This is a genomic window from Gilliamella sp. W8136, assembly GCF_016101285.1.
Taxonomy (GTDB): domain Bacteria; phylum Pseudomonadota; class Gammaproteobacteria; order Enterobacterales; family Orbaceae; genus Gilliamella; species Gilliamella apicola_N.
In genome coordinates, this window is record NZ_JACFQU010000019.1 from 52,944 (window position 1) to 70,636 (window position 17,693).

Here is a 17,693-nt window from a genome sequence, read left to right on the forward strand (position 1 = left end):
GACATTATAAACATTTTGTTTAGCTTCACAGACTAATCCAATTTGTTCTGCGTTAATGAATCTTTTGCAATATTAAATAAATAGGTAAGCTCTGGGTTAAATTGTGCAGCTAAATAATCAATATTTAGCCCAAGAATGATGGCTCCCATTCCGTGCACAAAATAGTTCATATATAAACAAATTTAGGTGCCTAAATATTTATTTAGACACCTATTATTTCCTATAAACATTCATTTTTTGATTATTAGTAATTATTTTTAAAAAAATTTATTAATATTTTGTTTTATATTTTTGTCATATCAATTACTTGTTTAAATCGATAAAGGACAATAGAGCCAAGTATGACACTTGCTAGGGCGATAAAGAAGTCGATCAAAATAGCATAACTTACATCATACATAGCCAATTTTGGAACGATAAGCGGAATAACGATAAAGGATAATCCACTAAAAGTATACATACAGCCGACCGCTATACCTTTGCGTGTTGGGAACAATTGCTGCATAACAACTAGAGTTAATTGAAGCACGCCACCGGCTGCCGTAAAACCCATACCAATTGCAGCGATAACACACATCATAGGTGAAATATTAAAGTAAAATAGCATTAATACTATTGCCGACAGTAAAGGTAAAATAATGATACAAAATATAGGTTTTAATAAATGTTTAACGATAAATGCCGTTACAAAGACTGAGATAATTGATGCGGTGCTATAGTAGCTAATCAATTGTTTAGCTTCAAGATCGCTCATATTAACCCCATTAATCGCAATGGTTGGTAACCACTGTAAAATTATGACAAATGTTGCTGTGGTGGTGAATCCCATAAGGATTAATAAAATGCCTTCAAATTCAAACTTTGGTTTAGCTTTGAAATAATCTTCAGTACCGCCATTACCTTTTATTGCGGTATCTTTGTTAGGAAAATTTTGAGGAAATAGAATTAAACCATTAATAACTAAATAAGCCGTAAAGCCAAGAAACGCCCAACCATACCATATTTCGTTTGTATTAAAAAAGGTAACAATAAATGGAAGAATTAGCGTTCCAATAGAAATAAATGCTTTAATGAGGACACTTGCAGAACCCGCTGAACGAGGAAAACACTCGGTCAAAGCAGGCATTGAACCGGTATCTAAAAAAGAATTGCCTGCCCCCACGGCAATTGCAAGACAAAAAGCGATATGAATATTGGTACAGAAAGTCATGCCAATAAAGAAGATCGCATAGCAAGCCATGCCCAGATAGATAAAGAGTTTTCTTCCAAATTTATCCGATAGTATTCCACCTGCAAACATTAAAAAAATCTTGCCAATACCTATACCTGAAGCAACATAGCCAAGACCAAGCAAATCGGTATTAAGCTGCTTTGTAAGATCTTGAGAAAATTGCATAATCACAATCAATGCAATACTTTGAATAATATAATTGGCATAAATAGATCCGACAATTCCATAAGAATTAATTTTTCGATTATCCATTTGTGATACTCCATATGTAAAATTAAATTTTTGAGCATTTGGTTGTATTCAATATATAAATATTCATCTGTAAACGATTACGCCAAATTTATTATTAAACTTCTCGTTTTTTATATTTATCTATAGTTTCTAAATTAGGTATAAATAAAATTAGAATAATATTGAATAAAAGTCGAACTCATCAATAGATGTTTTTATAAGTTTCTAACTTATTATTTTTATTTATCATTAATAAAAAATACCACTCTTTAAGTGGTATTTAATAAAAGGATATTAGATTAATTTTGCAACATATGAAGTATATTATTAAGTATTAGAGCTTCATCCTGTTCAACATTAACTATATGATGTGCTGCATCATGATATAACGGTAACCGCTCTGCCAACACTTTTTCCATTTCATCAACAATGGATAGACCCGTCAATGATGGACGCTGAGCAACATTAGGATCTTTCATTAAACGTGCTGCTAATGTTGCAGCTGTAGCTGATAAAAAAATGACAGTACCATTTTGTTTCATAAAATGGCGATTGTGATCGGCCAGTACCATTCCTCCACCTGTAGCAATGACTCGATTTGGCTTAGTTGTATCGATTAAAATCTGGCTTTCTCTGGCTCTAAAGCCTTCCCAACCTTCTTTTTCAACAATTTCAGCTACTGTTTTTTGAGTAGTTTCAAGCAAATGGCAATCTGTATCAATGAAAGAAAACGATAGCTTATTTGCAAGCATTTTTCCCATTGTCGTTTTGCCAGCGGCTCTGGCGCCTACTAAAAAAATAGTATTATTCATATTGAGTCCTGTCCTTTAAAATTTACAGCTTACAGAATATACCGTCTATGCTAGTGATTCACTTTAAATTTTGCAATATTTTTTTTACATATTATTATATATTTTTAAAAGCAATTGATTTTTATGAAATATATAAATAAATTTTAATATTTACTTGTAAAAAATAATTTACACTTTATTAAAAATATCTCTAACTTAAATGGTGGTTGTATTAATTTTTGTTAACACAATTTTTCTAAACCACGAAAATATAACTCTGTCGCAATAGATTGATGTAATCGCCACTGAATGATATCAAGTTCTGGATTGACTTTTTTGAACTCTTCATAGGTCATAAAATAGCGAATAGTATTACTACCAACACGATCATTAATACTATTAATAATAATATTTATTTTATCAGTTCGGAATTTTTTCAATTCTTGCATTGCGGTAACAACATATTGGGGAACAGGAACAGTACCTTTTTCCCAATTATGCCATGTACTAGCATCAGTTTTACCAATATATTCACTTGCCTCAGACACTTTTAACATTAGGAAACGACGATACGCTTGCAATTCTAAGTTAGTCATAAATACTCCTCCTTATCGTATTTTTACTTATACAGTAACTTTACATATGACACCGATATCATTTATTTATATAAAGAATTTAAAAAAGTTAAACGTATAGATATCAGCAATACATCTAATTTAAATTAGATGTATATACTTTTATTTATTATTTACCTGCTAGGGCATCAATTACGGCTTGTTTTGCCCGTTCAGAAAGATCTTTACCCGTCCAAATTTTAAATTGTGCATTCGCTTGCCCAATAAACATTTCTCGACCGGAAATTGACTCCCAACCTGCTTTTTCAGCTTCTTGTCTGAAGCGAGTATTATATGGCGTATAAACGATATCGTACGCAATACCTTTACCTTTAAACCATGCTTGTTCATAAGGTGTTTGATCTTCAAATTTACCTGTCATACCTAATGGAGTCGAATTAATAATTATTTGCGCTTCTACTTTATTTCGATCTTGCCATGCAACGGTTTTAAGATTGAACTCTTTAGCTAATGATTGAGGTAAATCATCAACAATGTCAGTTACAGTAATATCGGTATAACCAAGATCTTGTAAACCAACAACGGCAGCTCGTGCGGCACCGCCTGCCCCAAGTAATAAAACCTTTTTGTATTCAGCAGGCAAATCTTTCGCTCTAAGTGGCTCCATGAAACCAACAATATCAGTATTGTCACCGCAAAGCTTGTCGCCATCCCAATAAACTAAATTCGCTGCTCCCGCTTTTTTTACATGCTCAGTTACTTCATCTAAATAAGGAATAATGGTTTGTTTATGTGGGATAGTGACACATAATCCACGTATATTTAATAATCTTACCGATTTAAATAATGTTGGAATTTCTTCCGGAGGAGTAGGAAATGGTACTAATACAGCAGGAATACCATAATCTTGAAATGATGTAGTATGAATAAGTGGACTCATACTGTGTCCTAAAGGATAACCGATAATGCCGTATATGCTATATGGCTGAAACTGGCTCATATAATCTCCTTGAAAGTTGGAAAATCAAAAGGAATAAATAAAATCTTCGTCCTAATTATTAAAACACATTTATTATAAAATTAAATCATTTTTTCTAAAATCACAGGTAAAGTTAACATTTTGTTTTATAATAATTTGTTAAATATATAAAAAATAATACCTACTCTATTAATAGAATATTTTGAGCAGAGTTTAACTTTTTAATTATTCACCGTCGCAAGCTAATATTTTTGACACATCAAATAGTAAGATAATTTTCCAAGCTCCACCAAAATAGCATTGTCATTATATTTAATTAAGATATGTTCAATTAGAAAGCAATAAAACTTTTGCTCTGTGGGTAATAAAGGTCTATTTTTCATTGTGGCTATAAAAATATCTCTTTTCTGATAGTTTTTATTTATGATAAGGTGAGCAACATTAAACTCTTCAAGAATGAGTACTCTTGTTATAATGTCTATACCATAATAGATCGAAGCCAAATCCATCACGGCACTTTCTATCTCAATTTGGGTTTTATGTGAACTATATTTATATAAACTTATTTTAAGCTTAAATAAGATAATGCTTGAGAATTTGCGTATAACAGCGTATACTTCGCTACCTCATTATTGTGGGTGTAGTGTGAGAGGTTAGACTGCTTCTCAGATAGAACTGCAGCAAACTAAAAGCCTGACGAGGTTAATTCCATTAACATATTACGCCCAAGGCTTAAGCATAGAAATTTCGGAGAATTATTGACATGTCACGAGTATGCCAAGTAACAGGAAAAGGTCCTTTAGTAGGAAATAATCGTTCTCATGCGATGAATGCTACTAAACGTCGTTTTCTACCAAATCTTCAAACTCACCGTTTCTGGGTTGAGAGCGAAAAACGTTTTGTAAAATTGCGTATATCTGCTAAAGGTATGCGAACTATCGATAAAAAGGGTATTGATGCAGTTTTAGCTGAACTTCGTGCCCGTGGTGAAAAGTACTAATAAGGAAACCATATCATGGCTAAAGGTGTACGCGAAAAAATTAGATTAGTTTCTTCTGCTGGTACAGGTCATTTTTATACCACTAGCAAAAATAAAAGAACTATGCCTGAGAAAATGGAAATCAAAAAATACGATCCCGTTGTTCGTCAGCATGTTATTTATAAAGAAGCTAAAATTAAATAGTTATCTAATAAATAAAAAGCCCAGCAAATGCTGGGTTTTTTTATATCTTTAATAAAGATATGCTTTTAATATTAGTTGTAATCAATATAGGCATATTTTTTTCATCTGTAATGAACAAAAGGTTCACTATTTATTTTAGATATTAATGATTAATATCATTCTTAATTATATCTGCCCAGTGAAGTCAATTATTTATTAATATCTTTAAACAAAAAAGCTTCAGTAAAAACTGAAGCTTTTTAAGAAAGTAGTTAATCTATTATTTCAAATATTGTTGTTCGTATGCTTTTGCTTTTTTATCATCAAAAACATGTTCCCAACGAGCAATAACAATCGCTGCTAATGCATTACCAACAACATTAACAACCGTTCTACCCATATCTAAAATACGCTCTACGCCCATAATATAACCAATACCTTCAAGCGGAATACCCACACTGCCTAGGGTTGCAGATAAAACAAGGATTGAAGCACCCGGTACGCCAGCTATACCTTTAGAGGCAATCATCAATGTTATAACAATAATAATCTGATCTAAAATGGTTAAATCTATATGGAATAGCTGAGCCAAAAAGATAACCGTAATACTTTGATAAAGCGTTGAGCCATCAAGATTAAATGAATAACCTGTTGGAATAACAAAACTTGTGATCGCCTTTGGCGCACCGTATGCTTCCATCTTTTCAATAATTTTTGGTAATGCAGTTTCAGAACTCGCTGTTGAAAATGCGATAACCAACTCTTCTTTTAATATTTTTAGTAGGGTAAAAATATTAAATTTACAAAGTTTACATACAAGTCCTAATACCACCAATGTAAAAATAATCATAGCTGAATAAACAGTGAAAATTAATTTAAACAACGGCAGAAGAGATGCAAATCCATATTTAGCAACGGTTACAGTAATTAAAGCGAAAACACCAATTGGTGCGTAGCGCATAATCATGTTCGTTACTTTAAACATGGTGTCAGATACAACTTTTAAGAAGAAAACAAATGGTTCACGTTGTTTGTCTGGTAATGACATTAAACCTAAACCGAAAAAGACACAGAAGAAGATAACAGGTAAAACAGCGCCATCACTCATAGCTTTGAAGATATTAGCTGGAATCATATCTAATATCATAACAATTAAGCCATGAGGTTTTCCGCTCAATTCTTCTGCGGCTTTAGTATACTTACTAATATCGCTCGTTGCTAAGGTTGTAGAGTCAATTCCCGCACCCGGTGCAAAAATATTTCCCCAGAAAAGCCCTAGTAAGATGGCAATCGTTGTAATAATTTCAAAATAGAGAATAGTTTTAAAACCCAATGTCCCTAATCTTTTTGAACCACCAATACCTGCAATACCTAAAGTGAGCGTACTGAGTATAATAGGTAATACAATCATTTTAATTAAACGAATAAAGATATCACCAGCTGGTTGAAAAATATTAACTATCGAAAATTGATAATATGAATGTAAAGGATGGCTTGGGACAGAAAGTTCAAATAAATAAGCGCCCACCGCTACACCTAGTATCAAAGCAATTAAAATTTGCCATGCAAGATTTGTTAAGATTTTCTTTATTAAAAATGACATTTAATACTATTCCTTTTCTGGATATTATAAATAAAAAAGGATTAGTTATAACTAATCCTTTTTGATAATTAAAACTTATTCTTCGGACTCCGAAGCTGAACTCTGTCGTTCATCTTCTTGAGAAAGATCGGATTCACTTTCCTCATCCTCAGTTTCGGCTATTCTCTGTAATCCAACGACTTTTTCGTTATCTGCTGTACGAATCAGCATAACTCCTTGTGTATTTCGACCGACAATACTTACTTCCGAAACACGTGTACGTACAAGCGTTCCTGCATCAGTGATTAACATGATTTGATCTGTTTCATCAACTTGAACAGCACCAACGACTTTACCATTTCTTTCACTCACTTTGATAGAAATAACACCTTTTGTCGCTCGTGATTTGGTTGGGTATAACTCTTGTTGTGTACGTTTACCATAGCCGTTTTGCGTTGCAGTTAAAATCGCGCCATTTTCTCGTGGAACAATCAGTGATACGACTTTATCATCGTCTTCTAATTTAATACCTCGAACACCTGTCGCAGTTCGTCCCATGCAGCGAACTTTATTGGCTGGGAAGCGAACCACTTTACCGTTAGCGGAGAACAACATAATGTCTTCTGTATTAAAGATTTGAGAGACCTCTTCATCATTATCAGTCTCATCAACAATTACATCATCATTGAGTTCATCATCAACAGTATCAGACGTTTCATTACTTGTTAGATCTACACCGATTAATTCATCATCATCACGTAAATTAATAGCGATAATACCACCACTTCTTGGACGACTAAATTCAATTAGTGAAGTTTTCTTAACGGTACCTTGTGCTGTAGCCATAAATACACAGTGTTCGTCATCAAATTCTCGAACAGGTAGGATCGCGGTAATACGTTCACCTGCTTCAAGTGGTAATAAATTAATAATTGGACGACCACGTGAACCTCGACTTGCTTCAGGTAGTTGATAAACTTTCATCCAATATAAACGACCACGGCTTGAGAAACAAAGAATCGTATCGTGGGTATTCGCTACAAGTAATTTTTCAACAAAATCTTCTTCTTTGATTTTAGTTGCAGATTTACCTTTGCCACCTCGACGTTGAGCTTCGTAATCAGATAAAGGCTGATATTTTACATAGCCTTGGTGTGAGAGAGTTACAACAACATCTTCTTGAGCAATAAGATCCTCAATATTAATATCAGCACTGCTTGCTGTAATTTCAGTTCTTCTTGCATCTTGGAATTGATCACGAACCGCTTCAAGCTCTTCACGAATCACTTCCATTAAGCGTTCTGGACTTGCTAAAATGTGTAGTAACTCACTAATTTGAATCAGTAACTGTTTATACTCATCCAAAATCTTTTCATGTTCTAGACCCGTTAATCGATGTAAACGAAGATCTAAAATAGCTTGGGCTTGGGCTTCTGATAGGTAATAATAACCATCGCGAATACCAAATTCTGGCGCTAAATCTTCTGGTCGAGCCGCATCATTACCCGCTTTTTCGAGCATTGCTGCTACATTACCAAGCTGCCAAGCTTGAGCTAATAATTTGCTTTTAGCTTCAACTGGAGTTGAGGCTGCGCGAATTAATTCAATAATAGGATCAATATTGGCAAGCGCAATAGCTAACCCTTCTAAAACATGCGCTCTTTCACGAGCTTTACGTAATTCATAGATAGTTCTACGAGTTACCACTTCACGTCGATGAAGCACAAAGGCTTCAATCATCTCACGTAAATTTAGAAGTTTAGGTTGCCCTTTGTGTAAGGCTACCATATTGATACCAAATGAGACTTGCAATTGTGTCAATGAGAATAAGTTATTTAATACAACCTCACCGACAGCATCTCGTTTAATTTCAATAACAATACGCATCCCATCTTTGTCAGATTCATCGCGTAGCGCCGAGATACCTTCAACTTTTTTGTCTTTAACTAATTCAGCTATTTTCTCGATCAGTTTTTTCTTGTTAACTTGATACGGAATTTCATTAACAATGATTGTTTCACGCCCACTATGATCATCAACTTCAATAGTTGCTTTAGAACGAATATAGATAATACCACGTCCAGTTCGGTAGGCATTTTCAATACCCTTTCGACCATTAATTAAAGCAGCAGTTGGAAAGTCAGGTCCATGGATATGTTCCATTAATCCATCAACTGAAATATTTTCATCTTCAATAAAAGCAAGACAACCATTAATGACTTCAGATAAATTATGAGGAGGGATATTTGTTGCCATACCAACCGCAATACCTGAAGAACCATTTATTAGCAAATTAGGAATACGCGTTGGCAATACATCAGGGATCATTTCAGAGCCGTCATAGTTCGGCGAGAAATCAACCGTTTCTTTATCGAGATCAGTCAATAACGCACCTGCGAACTTTTGCATACGTATTTCAGTGTAACGCATTGCCGCAGCCGAATCACCATCAACAGAACCGAAGTTTCCTTGACCATCAACTAACATATAACGTAATGAAAATGGCTGTGCCATACGTACGATCGTTTCATAAACAGCAAAGTCACCATGTGGATGGTATTTACCAATAACATCCCCAACAACACGAGCAGATTTTCGATAAGGTTTATTCCAATCGTATCCAGCTTCATGCATGGCAAAAAGGACCCTTCTATGGACCGGTTTTAAGCCATCGCGTACATCAGGTAAAGCACGCCCGACAATGACAGACATTGCATAGTCAAGATAAGAGGATTTTAGCTCATCTTCAATATTAACGGGGGTTATTTCTTTGGCTAGTTCGGTCATAACACCATATTCTCTTATTAAATTAGGTCATCAAAATAGCTTGTAATTATAGCATAAAATTCGTTATTAATGCAGGACTATACCGTTTTTATTTCAACTTATTCATGTTGAATAAACAAAGTATTTTCAATTAATTGGCATAAACAATTTAAAATCATAGCATGCATTTCATATGCCATTACTTTTTTATAAGATGGAACTCTTATTTCAATATCATTTTGACCAAGTAAACCGATAACTTCACCACCATCAAAAGCAGTTAAAGCTACAATTTTCATATCTTTAATCACCGCTTCTTGAACAGCGCGAATAATCGAACGGCTGTTACCTTGGCAAGTCAATACGATCAAAATATCACCTTGCTGCCCTAAAGCTTGTATTTGGCGAGCATAGACTTCTTCATGGTTGGCAATTGCACTTAATAATACATTATCAGACACCAAAGCCATAGCGGGTATGCTGGGTCTTTCTATATTAATACTGGTTATTAATCGAGAAGTAAAACTTTGTACATTTGCCGCTGATGAGCCATTACCACAACTCATAATTTTATTACCATTAAGTAAACCTTGAACAATAATGCTTGCTGCTTTTTCAATTGATGTCCCTAAAGACTCAGCCATTACAATTTGAGTTTGAATACTTTCAGTAAAATAATTTTTTATTAAATCTTGCACGTTTTTCACCTAAAAATTAAAACGCATTAATAATCCATTTTTGGTTTTTGCCCGTAATAGCAAAAATATCAAATCTGAATTCTGTATCATCAATATTCATATTTTCTGATAACATCCAGAGTTGTGCCGCTTGCTTGATTTTATTTTGTTTACTTGATGTTACGGTCATTTCGGCATTACCAAAATTGGCATTTTTTCTATAACGTACTTCAACAAAAACGAGACATTGTTTATCACGCATAATTAAATCAATTTCACCTAAACGATATTGACTATTTTGAGCAATAAATGAAAGCCCTTGTTTTAGTAAATACTGGCAAGCAATATCTTCGTAATGCTTGCCAATTTTTTTGTTATTCTTCTGAATTAGATCGGGATAATGCATGAATATATTGTTGCCAAGATAAAGCACGAGTGACTTCACATTGATCCTTGGTCGATAATTTACCCGTCATACCATTTAAAAAGTTAGTTTGATTGGAATTCATTTGATTAAAGCGATTTGCAAGTCTCCAAGCATCTATCCCCATCGCATATAAACGAAATAATGAATAATTTTTTTGGATATTATTAGGGATGATTTCTGACATTTGATCAGAAGAATTAACGATCATTGGAATTTCAGCATATTCAGTTTGATTCATATCATAATTAAAATCATCCGAAGCATTAGCTACATGACTTTTGGAGCTAGTGTAGATCATAAGTGAAGATGAATTACCTACTGATTTACCGGCTGCCATATCAATCATTGGTTTTATAAGAGTTAATTCATCGTATGAAGCATAAATATAGACAGCATCAAAATTGTCAGATTGATCTTCTGTATAATCGGTTAAAATAGGGGTTCCAGTAAGTTTTATTCCTACATTACGATTCATACCAGAACTTAATGTACTTTTATTGCCAAAATATTGTACATAAGCTTGTGAACTGTTAGATGATAATTCAGACCATTTTTTAGCAAAACTTTGAGCTACACGTTTACCGAGATCATTTTGCGGAACCAGCAAGAGTGGCTTTAATTTGTTTTGTGCATAGATATGATCTGCCGCATCTTGTGCTTCATCTTCTGGTGATAATGCGAAATAACACATTTTATTCGGTGTAACTGAACTATTATCCACTTTATTCAAGGCTAAAACAGGTAAAGACGGTGCCAATTGTTTAATCTTAATCACTTCATCTTTCAGTAAAGGACCAACGATCAACTCAACATTTTGTTCTTTAGCTTGACTTATAAGAGCATCCATATCAGCACTTGTTGTATCAAGTAAAACTACATTTTGTTGTGGCTCTTTTGGGAAAAATTTAATTGCATCAAAATAACCTTGTCGAATAGTATCACCAAAAAGACGTGATGATCCTGTTAGTGGTAATAATAATGCCACTTTTTTAGCATTAACATCATCAACATTTAATGCTTGTTCTCCTGTTAATACAGAAATAATATTTTTAGCGGGATGATCTGGATATTGTAGTAACCAATCTTTTACCGCCTGTTTTAATAATTCGTTCTGTTTTTGTACTTTCTCTGCAATAATTTCAGGCGTATCATCTTCTTGTGTTTTTGGTTCTATATTATTACTTTTATAAGCATCCGCTAAATTAATCCATCCTTGTAAAGTTACTTCATTTTCATAAACTAAAATGGTATTAACTTGTTTGGTATTTAATTTACTAAAAAATTTCCATGTATTATGTAATATTTGGTTTTTCTGTTTTTCTGGAGTATATTTTTCTAGTTCAATATAATCATGAGCTTGACCATTGATATCTCTATTTTTTTCATCCAAACTTAATTTAATAGAGTAGTAACGGTATAATTGTGAATTGGTTAACCCATCAGTTGTTAACTTTTTAATATTAAATGGTTTTTTCAATTTTACTGCAATTTCACCTTGCAACAATAATTTTTCTTTCTGTTGTTCATCATTAAGATCAGAGGATATTTGAGATAACAAATCTTTTGCTTGAGAAACTTTATTTTCTTTAATTAATGCCTGAATAGCTAGTAATTGCCAATTGGTTTTAGCATTTCCAGAACTTTCATCCGCTAGCGATAGATAATAACTAGAACTTTTAGTTCCATCATAATCACTAAGTTGCGATTGATTACCCGGACATCCAGTTAAAAATGTCAATAATATAGACATTAATATTGAATAAAAGAAAATTTTTAAATTCATACACCCACTCTCTTGTTATTTACTATCCCCAAATTCGTTGCACATGAACAGTAATTTCTTCACGATCATGATAAAGCTGCTTGGCCTGAATTTGAACATTGATTTGATTATTATTTAATTCGTCATTGAGTAACTTTATATTTTGTTTTACTTCTTCATACCGTTTTTTCATTGGTAATTTAAGATTAAAAATGGTTTCTCGACACCAACCATTAATCACCCATTTAGCTATTAATTGCGTCACTTTGGTCGGTTTTTCAACCATATCACAAACTAACCAATAAATATTATGTTTTTTAGGCGTAAATTTAAAGCCATCTTCACGATAATGTTTAACTTGTCCTGTTTCCATGAGTTTGTTATTCATTGGACCATTATCAATGGCGTAAACCATCATACTTCTTTTAACTAGTTGATAAGTCCAACCACCTGGGCAAGCACCTAAATCAACTGCATTCAAACCACCTTTTAAGCGTTCATCCCACTCTTCATAAGGAATAAAAATATGGAACGCCTCTTCCAATTTTAGTGTAGAACGACTTGGTGCATCAGCAGGAAATTTTAGTCTAGGGATCCCCATATAAAAAGGTGAGTTATTTTGACTTAATGAATAACCTACATAACAACTATTACTGCTTGTAAAAAATAGATGAATAACAGGTTTTTTTGGATTTTCAACTTTTAATAAAATACGTTTGCTTCGTAGCGCTTGACGAAGTGGTACTGTAAATTTACGACAAAATCCAGCTAGTTCTTTACCTTCATTGGTATCAGCGACTTCTACGCGCACATCTCCTGCGTTATCGATCAAACCCGATAATGCATTAATTATTGGAGTGATCCGATCATTGGCTGGTAAATCAGTCAATAAATCACCTGATACAAACATCTGTCTAGCAAAGATTAGAGTACGAAACGGAAGTTTTTTTATCAGTATTGTCGCTTGATCGTCTTGATAACATTCAAAAGTGACATAACCACTATTTTCTATAACTTTGGCAAAACCAAATATTTCCAGTTGTGCAGCTCTATCTGTGATTTCAGCAGCACATTCTTTTTCAAATCCACAGCGACAGTATAGAATAATTTTATTTAGTTTTTGCATTTCGTATTTTTACTCTTCAAACAGACATTATAAAAAAATAATTGATTTAGTCAGATTGAACATCATTAGTATACAAAGGAGCTTCCCCCTTAGGACGGGTTTTAAATCGTCGGTGTAACCACATATATTGTTCTGGAGCTTTTAAAATTTCTTGTTCAATAGCTTTATTCATAAAAGTTGCAGCTAATACATCATCATCAATAGGATAACCTTCAAGCGCTGGTGTTACATACACGGTATAATGGCCATTTTCCTCACGCTTAGGTGTAAATGGAATAATGGCGGGTTGGCCTAATTTAACCAATATACGTGTACCTATCGTCGTTGCTGCTTTTTCTACTGAAAATAATGGGGCAAAGACACTATTTTTTGGTCCATAATCATGATCAGGGGCATACCAAAGTAACTCACCATTTTTTAATGCGCGGATCATACCTTTAGTATTATAGCGATCTAACATGTATTTATTAGATTTGAGTCTACCTTTAAGCTGAACATAATCCATTACCAGATTATCATTTGGTCGATAAACACCTACACCGGGATGACTCATTCCTAAAATGCGTGCCCCTAATTCTAATGTTAGGAAATGAATTCCAATAAGTAAAACGCCTTGACCTGATTGTTGTATATTTTTGATATATTGGTCACCGACAATAGATGAATGTTTAGCTAATCTTTTGTCAGACCAGAACCAAGCCATCCCTGTTTCGAAAATAGCCAATCCAGTAGAAATAAAATTGCCCCGCAACAATTGATCACGTTCAAGCTGTGATTTTTCAGGAAAACAAAGTTTAAGGTTTTGTCTTGCTGTCTCTTTACGCTTACCAATTAATTTCATTGAAAGCAACCCTAAACTTTTTCCTAATTGATAAATTACTGGATAGGGTAATAAAACGATTAAATATAAGATACCAATACCAAACCACGTTAACCAGTAACGAGGGTGTAGTAGGCGTTTAGTAAAGATAGGACGAATTTCCTGATTTTGACTCATATTAAGATTAAGTTATTGTTAATAACAAAGTTGATTATTATATACTATATATTGATTTTAAGGGCAGAAAATTAGAAAGATCTTCCCTACATTAATGTATCTAACAAGGTATAGTTTAAACAGATCACAACAATATATAATTAGTTGCTGTGATCTTCGTTCTTAAGATTTTTTAAAATTTTATACTCAAACGTAGGCTTTTCCTGAAACTTCTTTACAAGAATTTAAACCGCAACGGGTGCTTTGATTGCAGGGTAAGGATCATAGCCAATAATTTCAAAGTCCTCAAACTCATAATCAAAAATTGTTGGAGGTTTACGTCTAATAGCAAGTTTTGGTAGCGCTCTAGGCGTTCGACTCAATTGTAAATGAGTTTGTTCCAAATGGTTTGAATATAAGTGCGTATCACCACCAGTCCAAACAAAATCACCCACATCTAAATTGCATTGTTGAGCAATCATATGAATTAATAATGAATAGCTAGCAATATTAAATGGTAACCCTAAAAACACATCACAAGAACGTTGGTAAAGCTGGCAAGAAAGCTTTCCATCCACTACATAAAATTGAAAAAATGCATGACAAGGAGCTAACGCCATTTGATCTAATTCTCCAACATTCCAAGCAGAAATTATTAGGCGTCTTGAATCAGGATCATTTTTGATTTGATCGATTAATTGCGATATTTGATCAATATGCTGGCCATTTGGTGCTGTCCACGCTCGCCACTGTTTTCCATAAACAGGGCCTAAATCACCATTCTCATCAGCCCATTCATCCCAAATGGTCACTTTATTATCTTTTAAATATTGAATATTTGTATCACCTTTTAAAAACCAAAGTAATTCATGAATAATTGAACGTAAATGGCATTTTTTTGTAGTGACTAATGGAAATCCATCCTGTAGATTAAACCGCATTTGATGACCAAAAATGGATAATGTTCCAGTTCCTGTTCGATCTGACTTAGGCGTACCTTCAGCTAAAATCTTTTGCATAAGTGCTAAATACTGTTTCATCGTGTTGTCGCCTTTTTGTTAACTCTATATGAATAAAAAAGAAATAAAATACCAGCAAAAATCATTGGTAGGCATAAAATTTGCCCCATACTAATGATATTAAAAAATAGTCCTAGTTGCTCATCCGGTTGTCTAAAGAATTCGATTATAAATCGAAATAAACCATAACAAAGCAAAAATAGTCCTGAAACAGCGCCAGTTGGTCTGTTTTTACGAATGAACAAATTCAAAATGATAAATAGAACAACTCCTTCAAACATCATTTCATAAAGCTGTGAAGGATGCCTTGGTAAAATGCCATTAAGAGAAGTATAGAGCGATAACCATTCAGGATGTGTTTGTACAAACATAAAATCAGCATGAGAGGAAGTCGGGAATAACATACCAATATGAGATTGAGTCACTCGTCCCCAAAGTTCACCATTGATAAAATTACCAAATCGCCCAAACATTAAACCAATAGGTACTAAAGGAGCGACAAAATCAGCCACTTGCATAAAGGTTTTATGGTTCATTTTTGCGAAAATAGCAATAACACAAATTGCACCGATTAGACCGCCATGGAATGACATACCGCCTTCCCAGACTTTAAACAATATCACTGGGTCTTTGATAAAAACGTTAAAATTATAAAAAAGGACATAGCCTAATCGTCCACCTATAAAAAGCCCTAAAAAACCCCAGAATAGCAAATTTTCAACTTGTTGTGTTGTCCATTGGCTATTAGGTTTATTTGCTCTTCGTTTGGCTAAATAAAGCGCCCCAAGCACTCCAAATAAGTACATTGCACCATACCAATGAAGCGATATAGGGCCAAGTGAAAAAGCAATTGGATTGAAGTTAGGAAATTGTAAGTATTGATTCATTTTTTAATACACTGTTTATTTTTTCGTTTATGAGCAAAGAAGTTAAATCGTTTCTTTTTAGAAACATTGGCTATTGGTGCTTCCGCCTCGGATTGGATGCTAAATACTGGCAATGAAAATTCTTTCATTGCTTTTCGATAAACATCGCGTTTAAAAGCAATAACCTGACGAATAGGGTACCAATAACTAACCCACTTCCAATCATCAAATTCAGGAGTTGAAGACTTATTGAGATTAATTACCGAAGTATCAGATATCAATTCTAATAAAAACCATTTCTGTTTTTGACCAATACAAACAGGTTGATTTTCCCAACGTATCATTCGTTTAGGTAATTTATATCGCAACCAACCGTTAGTAACGGATAGAATCTTTACATCTTGAGGTAATAATCCTACTTCTTCGTTTAATTCACGAAACATTGCCTGCTCAGGCGTTTCGTTTAGTTTTATTCCGCCCTGAGGAAACTGCCAAGAATTTTGTCCATAACGACGAGCCCAAAGTACTTGACCATACCTGTTACAAATAACTATTCCTACATTTGGACGGTAGCCATCATTATCAATCACTGACTACCTCAAAAAATTTATTCTTATATGGCTAAATTGTTTCATACATACAGCAAGAAATAAATAGGAAAATGAATTAATCGAGTAAATATCCCATCACACAGTTTGTTTTTTAGATAATTTGATAATTGTAATAATATTAATTATGGCGAATGTTACTTCTATGGCCAGACTTCCTAAAGAGCCTATCCATAAACTATAAATAATCCATAAAATACTGCTCATCAGTATAAGTAGTCGCATTTTCTGTTGTTGTAAACGAAATAATGCAATGGTAACTAATGTCGTACCTATAACAGATAAATAATGTATAAATTGTGTCGGATCTGGTGTAGTAAGAAAATAAAATATCCACATTAAAGCAATAAAAAATAACATTGCTAACATATTTTTTGTGTAATTCGAAGCAACGTTTCTAAATATATTTACTATATTAAGAATTGCTGCTGGATAAGACTCCGGACCCAATAAGTAAAAGTGCAAAGTCATAATGACATTAACGATTGTTAACTGCCAACGAAAAGCATTATCGCTACGTTGTAAAAAAGCACTGATACCTACAAGATAACCTAAAATACCAATTAATTGAGGTAAAGTAGTATATCTATCAATAAAATCTGAACCCACGAATTGATATAAAAAGTTTAGATTATCCATCGTTCACTCCATAGATAAATGGATCTAAATAATTAGTTAATAACCTATTTATAAATAATTTAGAAAAAAATTTATCAAATGTTATTAATAAATAATCATATAGTCACATCTTTAAAACATAAAATTTTATATAAATTTTAGTCAGTTTTATAATCTCTATATGCAAAAAAGCCCAGCATTCCTGCTGGGCTCTCTCTCTATATTTAAAAGTCTGGCGGCTCCCTACTCTCACATGGGTAATACCCACACTACCATCGGCACTTCGGCGTTTCACTT

General features: G+C 33.5%; 18 protein-coding genes. 2 read left to right on the top strand and 16 right to left on the bottom strand.

What is annotated here, in order from left to right:
- Positions 1-32 precede the first annotated feature (32 nt).
- From H3T96_RS12855 to aroE, 5 genes are all read right to left on the bottom strand, one after another.
- Positions 33-170 carry an MFS transporter gene (locus tag H3T96_RS12855; protein ID WP_143422853.1) on the bottom strand — a complete coding sequence of 46 codons (138 nt, stop codon included), beginning with the start codon at positions 168-170 and terminating at the stop codon, positions 33-35.
- A gap of 113 nt (positions 171-283) precedes the next feature.
- Entirely contained in the window at positions 284-1,483 is a 1,200-nt protein-coding gene (locus H3T96_RS12860; protein WP_065738369.1) for an MFS transporter, read from the bottom strand.
- Positions 1,484-1,761: 278 nt separating this feature from the next.
- Entirely contained in the window at positions 1,762-2,274 is a 513-nt protein-coding gene (gene aroL, locus H3T96_RS12865) for a shikimate kinase AroL (RefSeq protein WP_086327304.1), read from the bottom strand.
- 221 nt (positions 2,275-2,495) lie between these two features.
- Positions 2,496-2,849: a DUF1870 family protein gene (locus H3T96_RS12870; protein ID WP_039130077.1), complete on the bottom strand. Its 354-nt coding sequence runs from the start codon at positions 2,847-2,849 to the stop codon at positions 2,496-2,498.
- Between the two features lie 148 nt (positions 2,850-2,997).
- Entirely contained in the window at positions 2,998-3,828 is an 831-nt protein-coding gene (gene aroE / locus H3T96_RS12875) for a shikimate dehydrogenase (RefSeq protein ID WP_144093221.1), read from the bottom strand.
- A gap of 742 nt (positions 3,829-4,570) precedes the next feature.
- Here aroE and rpmB point away from each other — a divergent pair.
- The gene (gene rpmB, locus H3T96_RS12880) at positions 4,571-4,807 is read left to right on the top strand and encodes a 50S ribosomal protein L28 (RefSeq protein WP_025314527.1); all 237 of its coding nucleotides are present in this window, start codon (positions 4,571-4,573) and stop codon (positions 4,805-4,807) included.
- A 15-nt stretch (positions 4,808-4,822) separates the two neighbouring features.
- A complete protein-coding gene (gene rpmG / locus H3T96_RS12885) occupies positions 4,823-4,990 on the top strand; it encodes a 50S ribosomal protein L33 (RefSeq protein WP_025314526.1) in 168 nt (55 codons plus the stop codon).
- A 259-nt stretch (positions 4,991-5,249) separates the two neighbouring features.
- Here rpmG and gltP read toward each other — a convergent pair whose 3' ends face one another.
- The 11 genes from gltP to H3T96_RS12940 all read right to left on the bottom strand — a co-directional run bounded on the left by gltP (position 5,250) and on the right by H3T96_RS12940 (position 17,417).
- Positions 5,250-6,560: a glutamate/aspartate:proton symporter GltP gene (gene gltP / locus H3T96_RS12890; protein WP_086327034.1), complete on the bottom strand. Its 1,311-nt coding sequence runs from the start codon at positions 6,558-6,560 to the stop codon at positions 5,250-5,252.
- 87 nt (positions 6,561-6,647) lie between these two features.
- Positions 6,648-9,338 (bottom strand): DNA topoisomerase (ATP-hydrolyzing) subunit A, encoded by a 2,691-nt coding sequence (gene gyrA / locus H3T96_RS12895; RefSeq protein ID WP_144093219.1) that lies wholly within the window; start codon positions 9,336-9,338, stop codon positions 6,648-6,650.
- A gap of 98 nt (positions 9,339-9,436) precedes the next feature.
- Complete coding sequence (locus H3T96_RS12900) at positions 9,437-10,015, bottom strand: SIS domain-containing protein (RefSeq protein ID WP_039128623.1); 579 nt, start codon at positions 10,013-10,015, stop codon at positions 9,437-9,439.
- A gap of 16 nt (positions 10,016-10,031) precedes the next feature.
- A complete protein-coding gene (locus H3T96_RS12905; protein ID WP_039128621.1) occupies positions 10,032-10,400 on the bottom strand; it encodes a YraN family protein in 369 nt (122 codons plus the stop codon).
- The gene (locus tag H3T96_RS12910; protein ID WP_039128618.1) at positions 10,369-12,204 is read right to left on the bottom strand and encodes a penicillin-binding protein activator; all 1,836 of its coding nucleotides are present in this window, start codon (positions 12,202-12,204) and stop codon (positions 10,369-10,371) included. Before H3T96_RS12910 ends, H3T96_RS12905 begins: the two co-directional genes overlap by 32 nt.
- A 22-nt stretch (positions 12,205-12,226) precedes the next feature.
- The gene (gene rlmM, locus H3T96_RS12915; RefSeq protein WP_086327183.1) at positions 12,227-13,309 is read right to left on the bottom strand and encodes a 23S rRNA (cytidine(2498)-2'-O)-methyltransferase RlmM; all 1,083 of its coding nucleotides are present in this window, start codon (positions 13,307-13,309) and stop codon (positions 12,227-12,229) included.
- 46 nt (positions 13,310-13,355) lie between these two features.
- A complete protein-coding gene (lpxL, locus tag H3T96_RS12920; protein ID WP_039128613.1) occupies positions 13,356-14,306 on the bottom strand; it encodes an LpxL/LpxP family Kdo(2)-lipid IV(A) lauroyl/palmitoleoyl acyltransferase in 951 nt (316 codons plus the stop codon).
- 224 nt (positions 14,307-14,530) lie between these two features.
- Positions 14,531-15,325: a thymidylate synthase gene (gene thyA / locus H3T96_RS12925; RefSeq protein WP_039128610.1), complete on the bottom strand. Its 795-nt coding sequence runs from the start codon at positions 15,323-15,325 to the stop codon at positions 14,531-14,533.
- Positions 15,322-16,191 carry a prolipoprotein diacylglyceryl transferase gene (lgt, locus tag H3T96_RS12930; protein ID WP_144093217.1) on the bottom strand — a complete coding sequence of 290 codons (870 nt, stop codon included), beginning with the start codon at positions 16,189-16,191 and terminating at the stop codon, positions 15,322-15,324. Before lgt ends, thyA begins: the two co-directional genes overlap by 4 nt.
- Positions 16,188-16,760: an RNA pyrophosphohydrolase gene (gene rppH, locus H3T96_RS12935; RefSeq protein ID WP_039128604.1), complete on the bottom strand. Its 573-nt coding sequence runs from the start codon at positions 16,758-16,760 to the stop codon at positions 16,188-16,190. The genes lgt and rppH overlap by 4 nt, the downstream gene beginning before the upstream one ends.
- 96 nt (positions 16,761-16,856) lie before the next feature.
- A complete protein-coding gene (locus H3T96_RS12940; protein WP_144093215.1) occupies positions 16,857-17,417 on the bottom strand; it encodes a YgjV family protein in 561 nt (186 codons plus the stop codon).
- Between the last annotated feature and the right edge of the window lie 276 nt (positions 17,418-17,693).

Excerpts from the sequence above, each read along its gene's own strand:
- H3T96_RS12940 (WP_144093215.1), bottom strand. The coding sequence starts at position 17,417 with ATGGATAATCTAAACTTTTTATATCAATTCGTGGGTTCAGATTTTATT.
- H3T96_RS12855 (WP_143422853.1), bottom strand. The coding sequence starts at position 170 with ATGAACTATTTTGTGCACGGAATGGGAGCCATCATTCTTGGGCTAAAT.
- H3T96_RS12860 (WP_065738369.1), bottom strand. The coding sequence starts at position 1,483 with ATGGATAATCGAAAAATTAATTCTTATGGAATTGTCGGATCTATTTAT.
- lpxL (WP_039128613.1), bottom strand. The coding sequence starts at position 14,306 with ATGAGTCAAAATCAGGAAATTCGTCCTATCTTTACTAAACGCCTACTA.
- H3T96_RS12910 (WP_039128618.1), bottom strand. The coding sequence starts at position 12,204 with ATGAATTTAAAAATTTTCTTTTATTCAATATTAATGTCTATATTATTG.
- gyrA (WP_144093219.1), bottom strand. The coding sequence starts at position 9,338 with ATGACCGAACTAGCCAAAGAAATAACCCCCGTTAATATTGAAGATGAG.
- rpmG (WP_025314526.1), top strand. The coding sequence starts at position 4,823 with ATGGCTAAAGGTGTACGCGAAAAAATTAGATTAGTTTCTTCTGCTGGT.
- H3T96_RS12905 (WP_039128621.1), bottom strand. The coding sequence starts at position 10,400 with ATGCATTATCCCGATCTAATTCAGAAGAATAACAAAAAAATTGGCAAG.
- aroE (WP_144093221.1), bottom strand. The coding sequence starts at position 3,828 with ATGAGCCAGTTTCAGCCATATAGCATATACGGCATTATCGGTTATCCT.
- rlmM (WP_086327183.1), bottom strand. The coding sequence starts at position 13,309 with ATGCAAAAACTAAATAAAATTATTCTATACTGTCGCTGTGGATTTGAA.
- thyA (WP_039128610.1), bottom strand. The coding sequence starts at position 15,325 with ATGAAACAGTATTTAGCACTTATGCAAAAGATTTTAGCTGAAGGTACG.
- aroL (WP_086327304.1), bottom strand. The coding sequence starts at position 2,274 with ATGAATAATACTATTTTTTTAGTAGGCGCCAGAGCCGCTGGCAAAACG.
- lgt (WP_144093217.1), bottom strand. The coding sequence starts at position 16,191 with ATGAATCAATACTTACAATTTCCTAACTTCAATCCAATTGCTTTTTCA.
- H3T96_RS12870 (WP_039130077.1), bottom strand. The coding sequence starts at position 2,849 with ATGACTAACTTAGAATTGCAAGCGTATCGTCGTTTCCTAATGTTAAAA.
- rpmB (WP_025314527.1), top strand. The coding sequence starts at position 4,571 with ATGTCACGAGTATGCCAAGTAACAGGAAAAGGTCCTTTAGTAGGAAAT.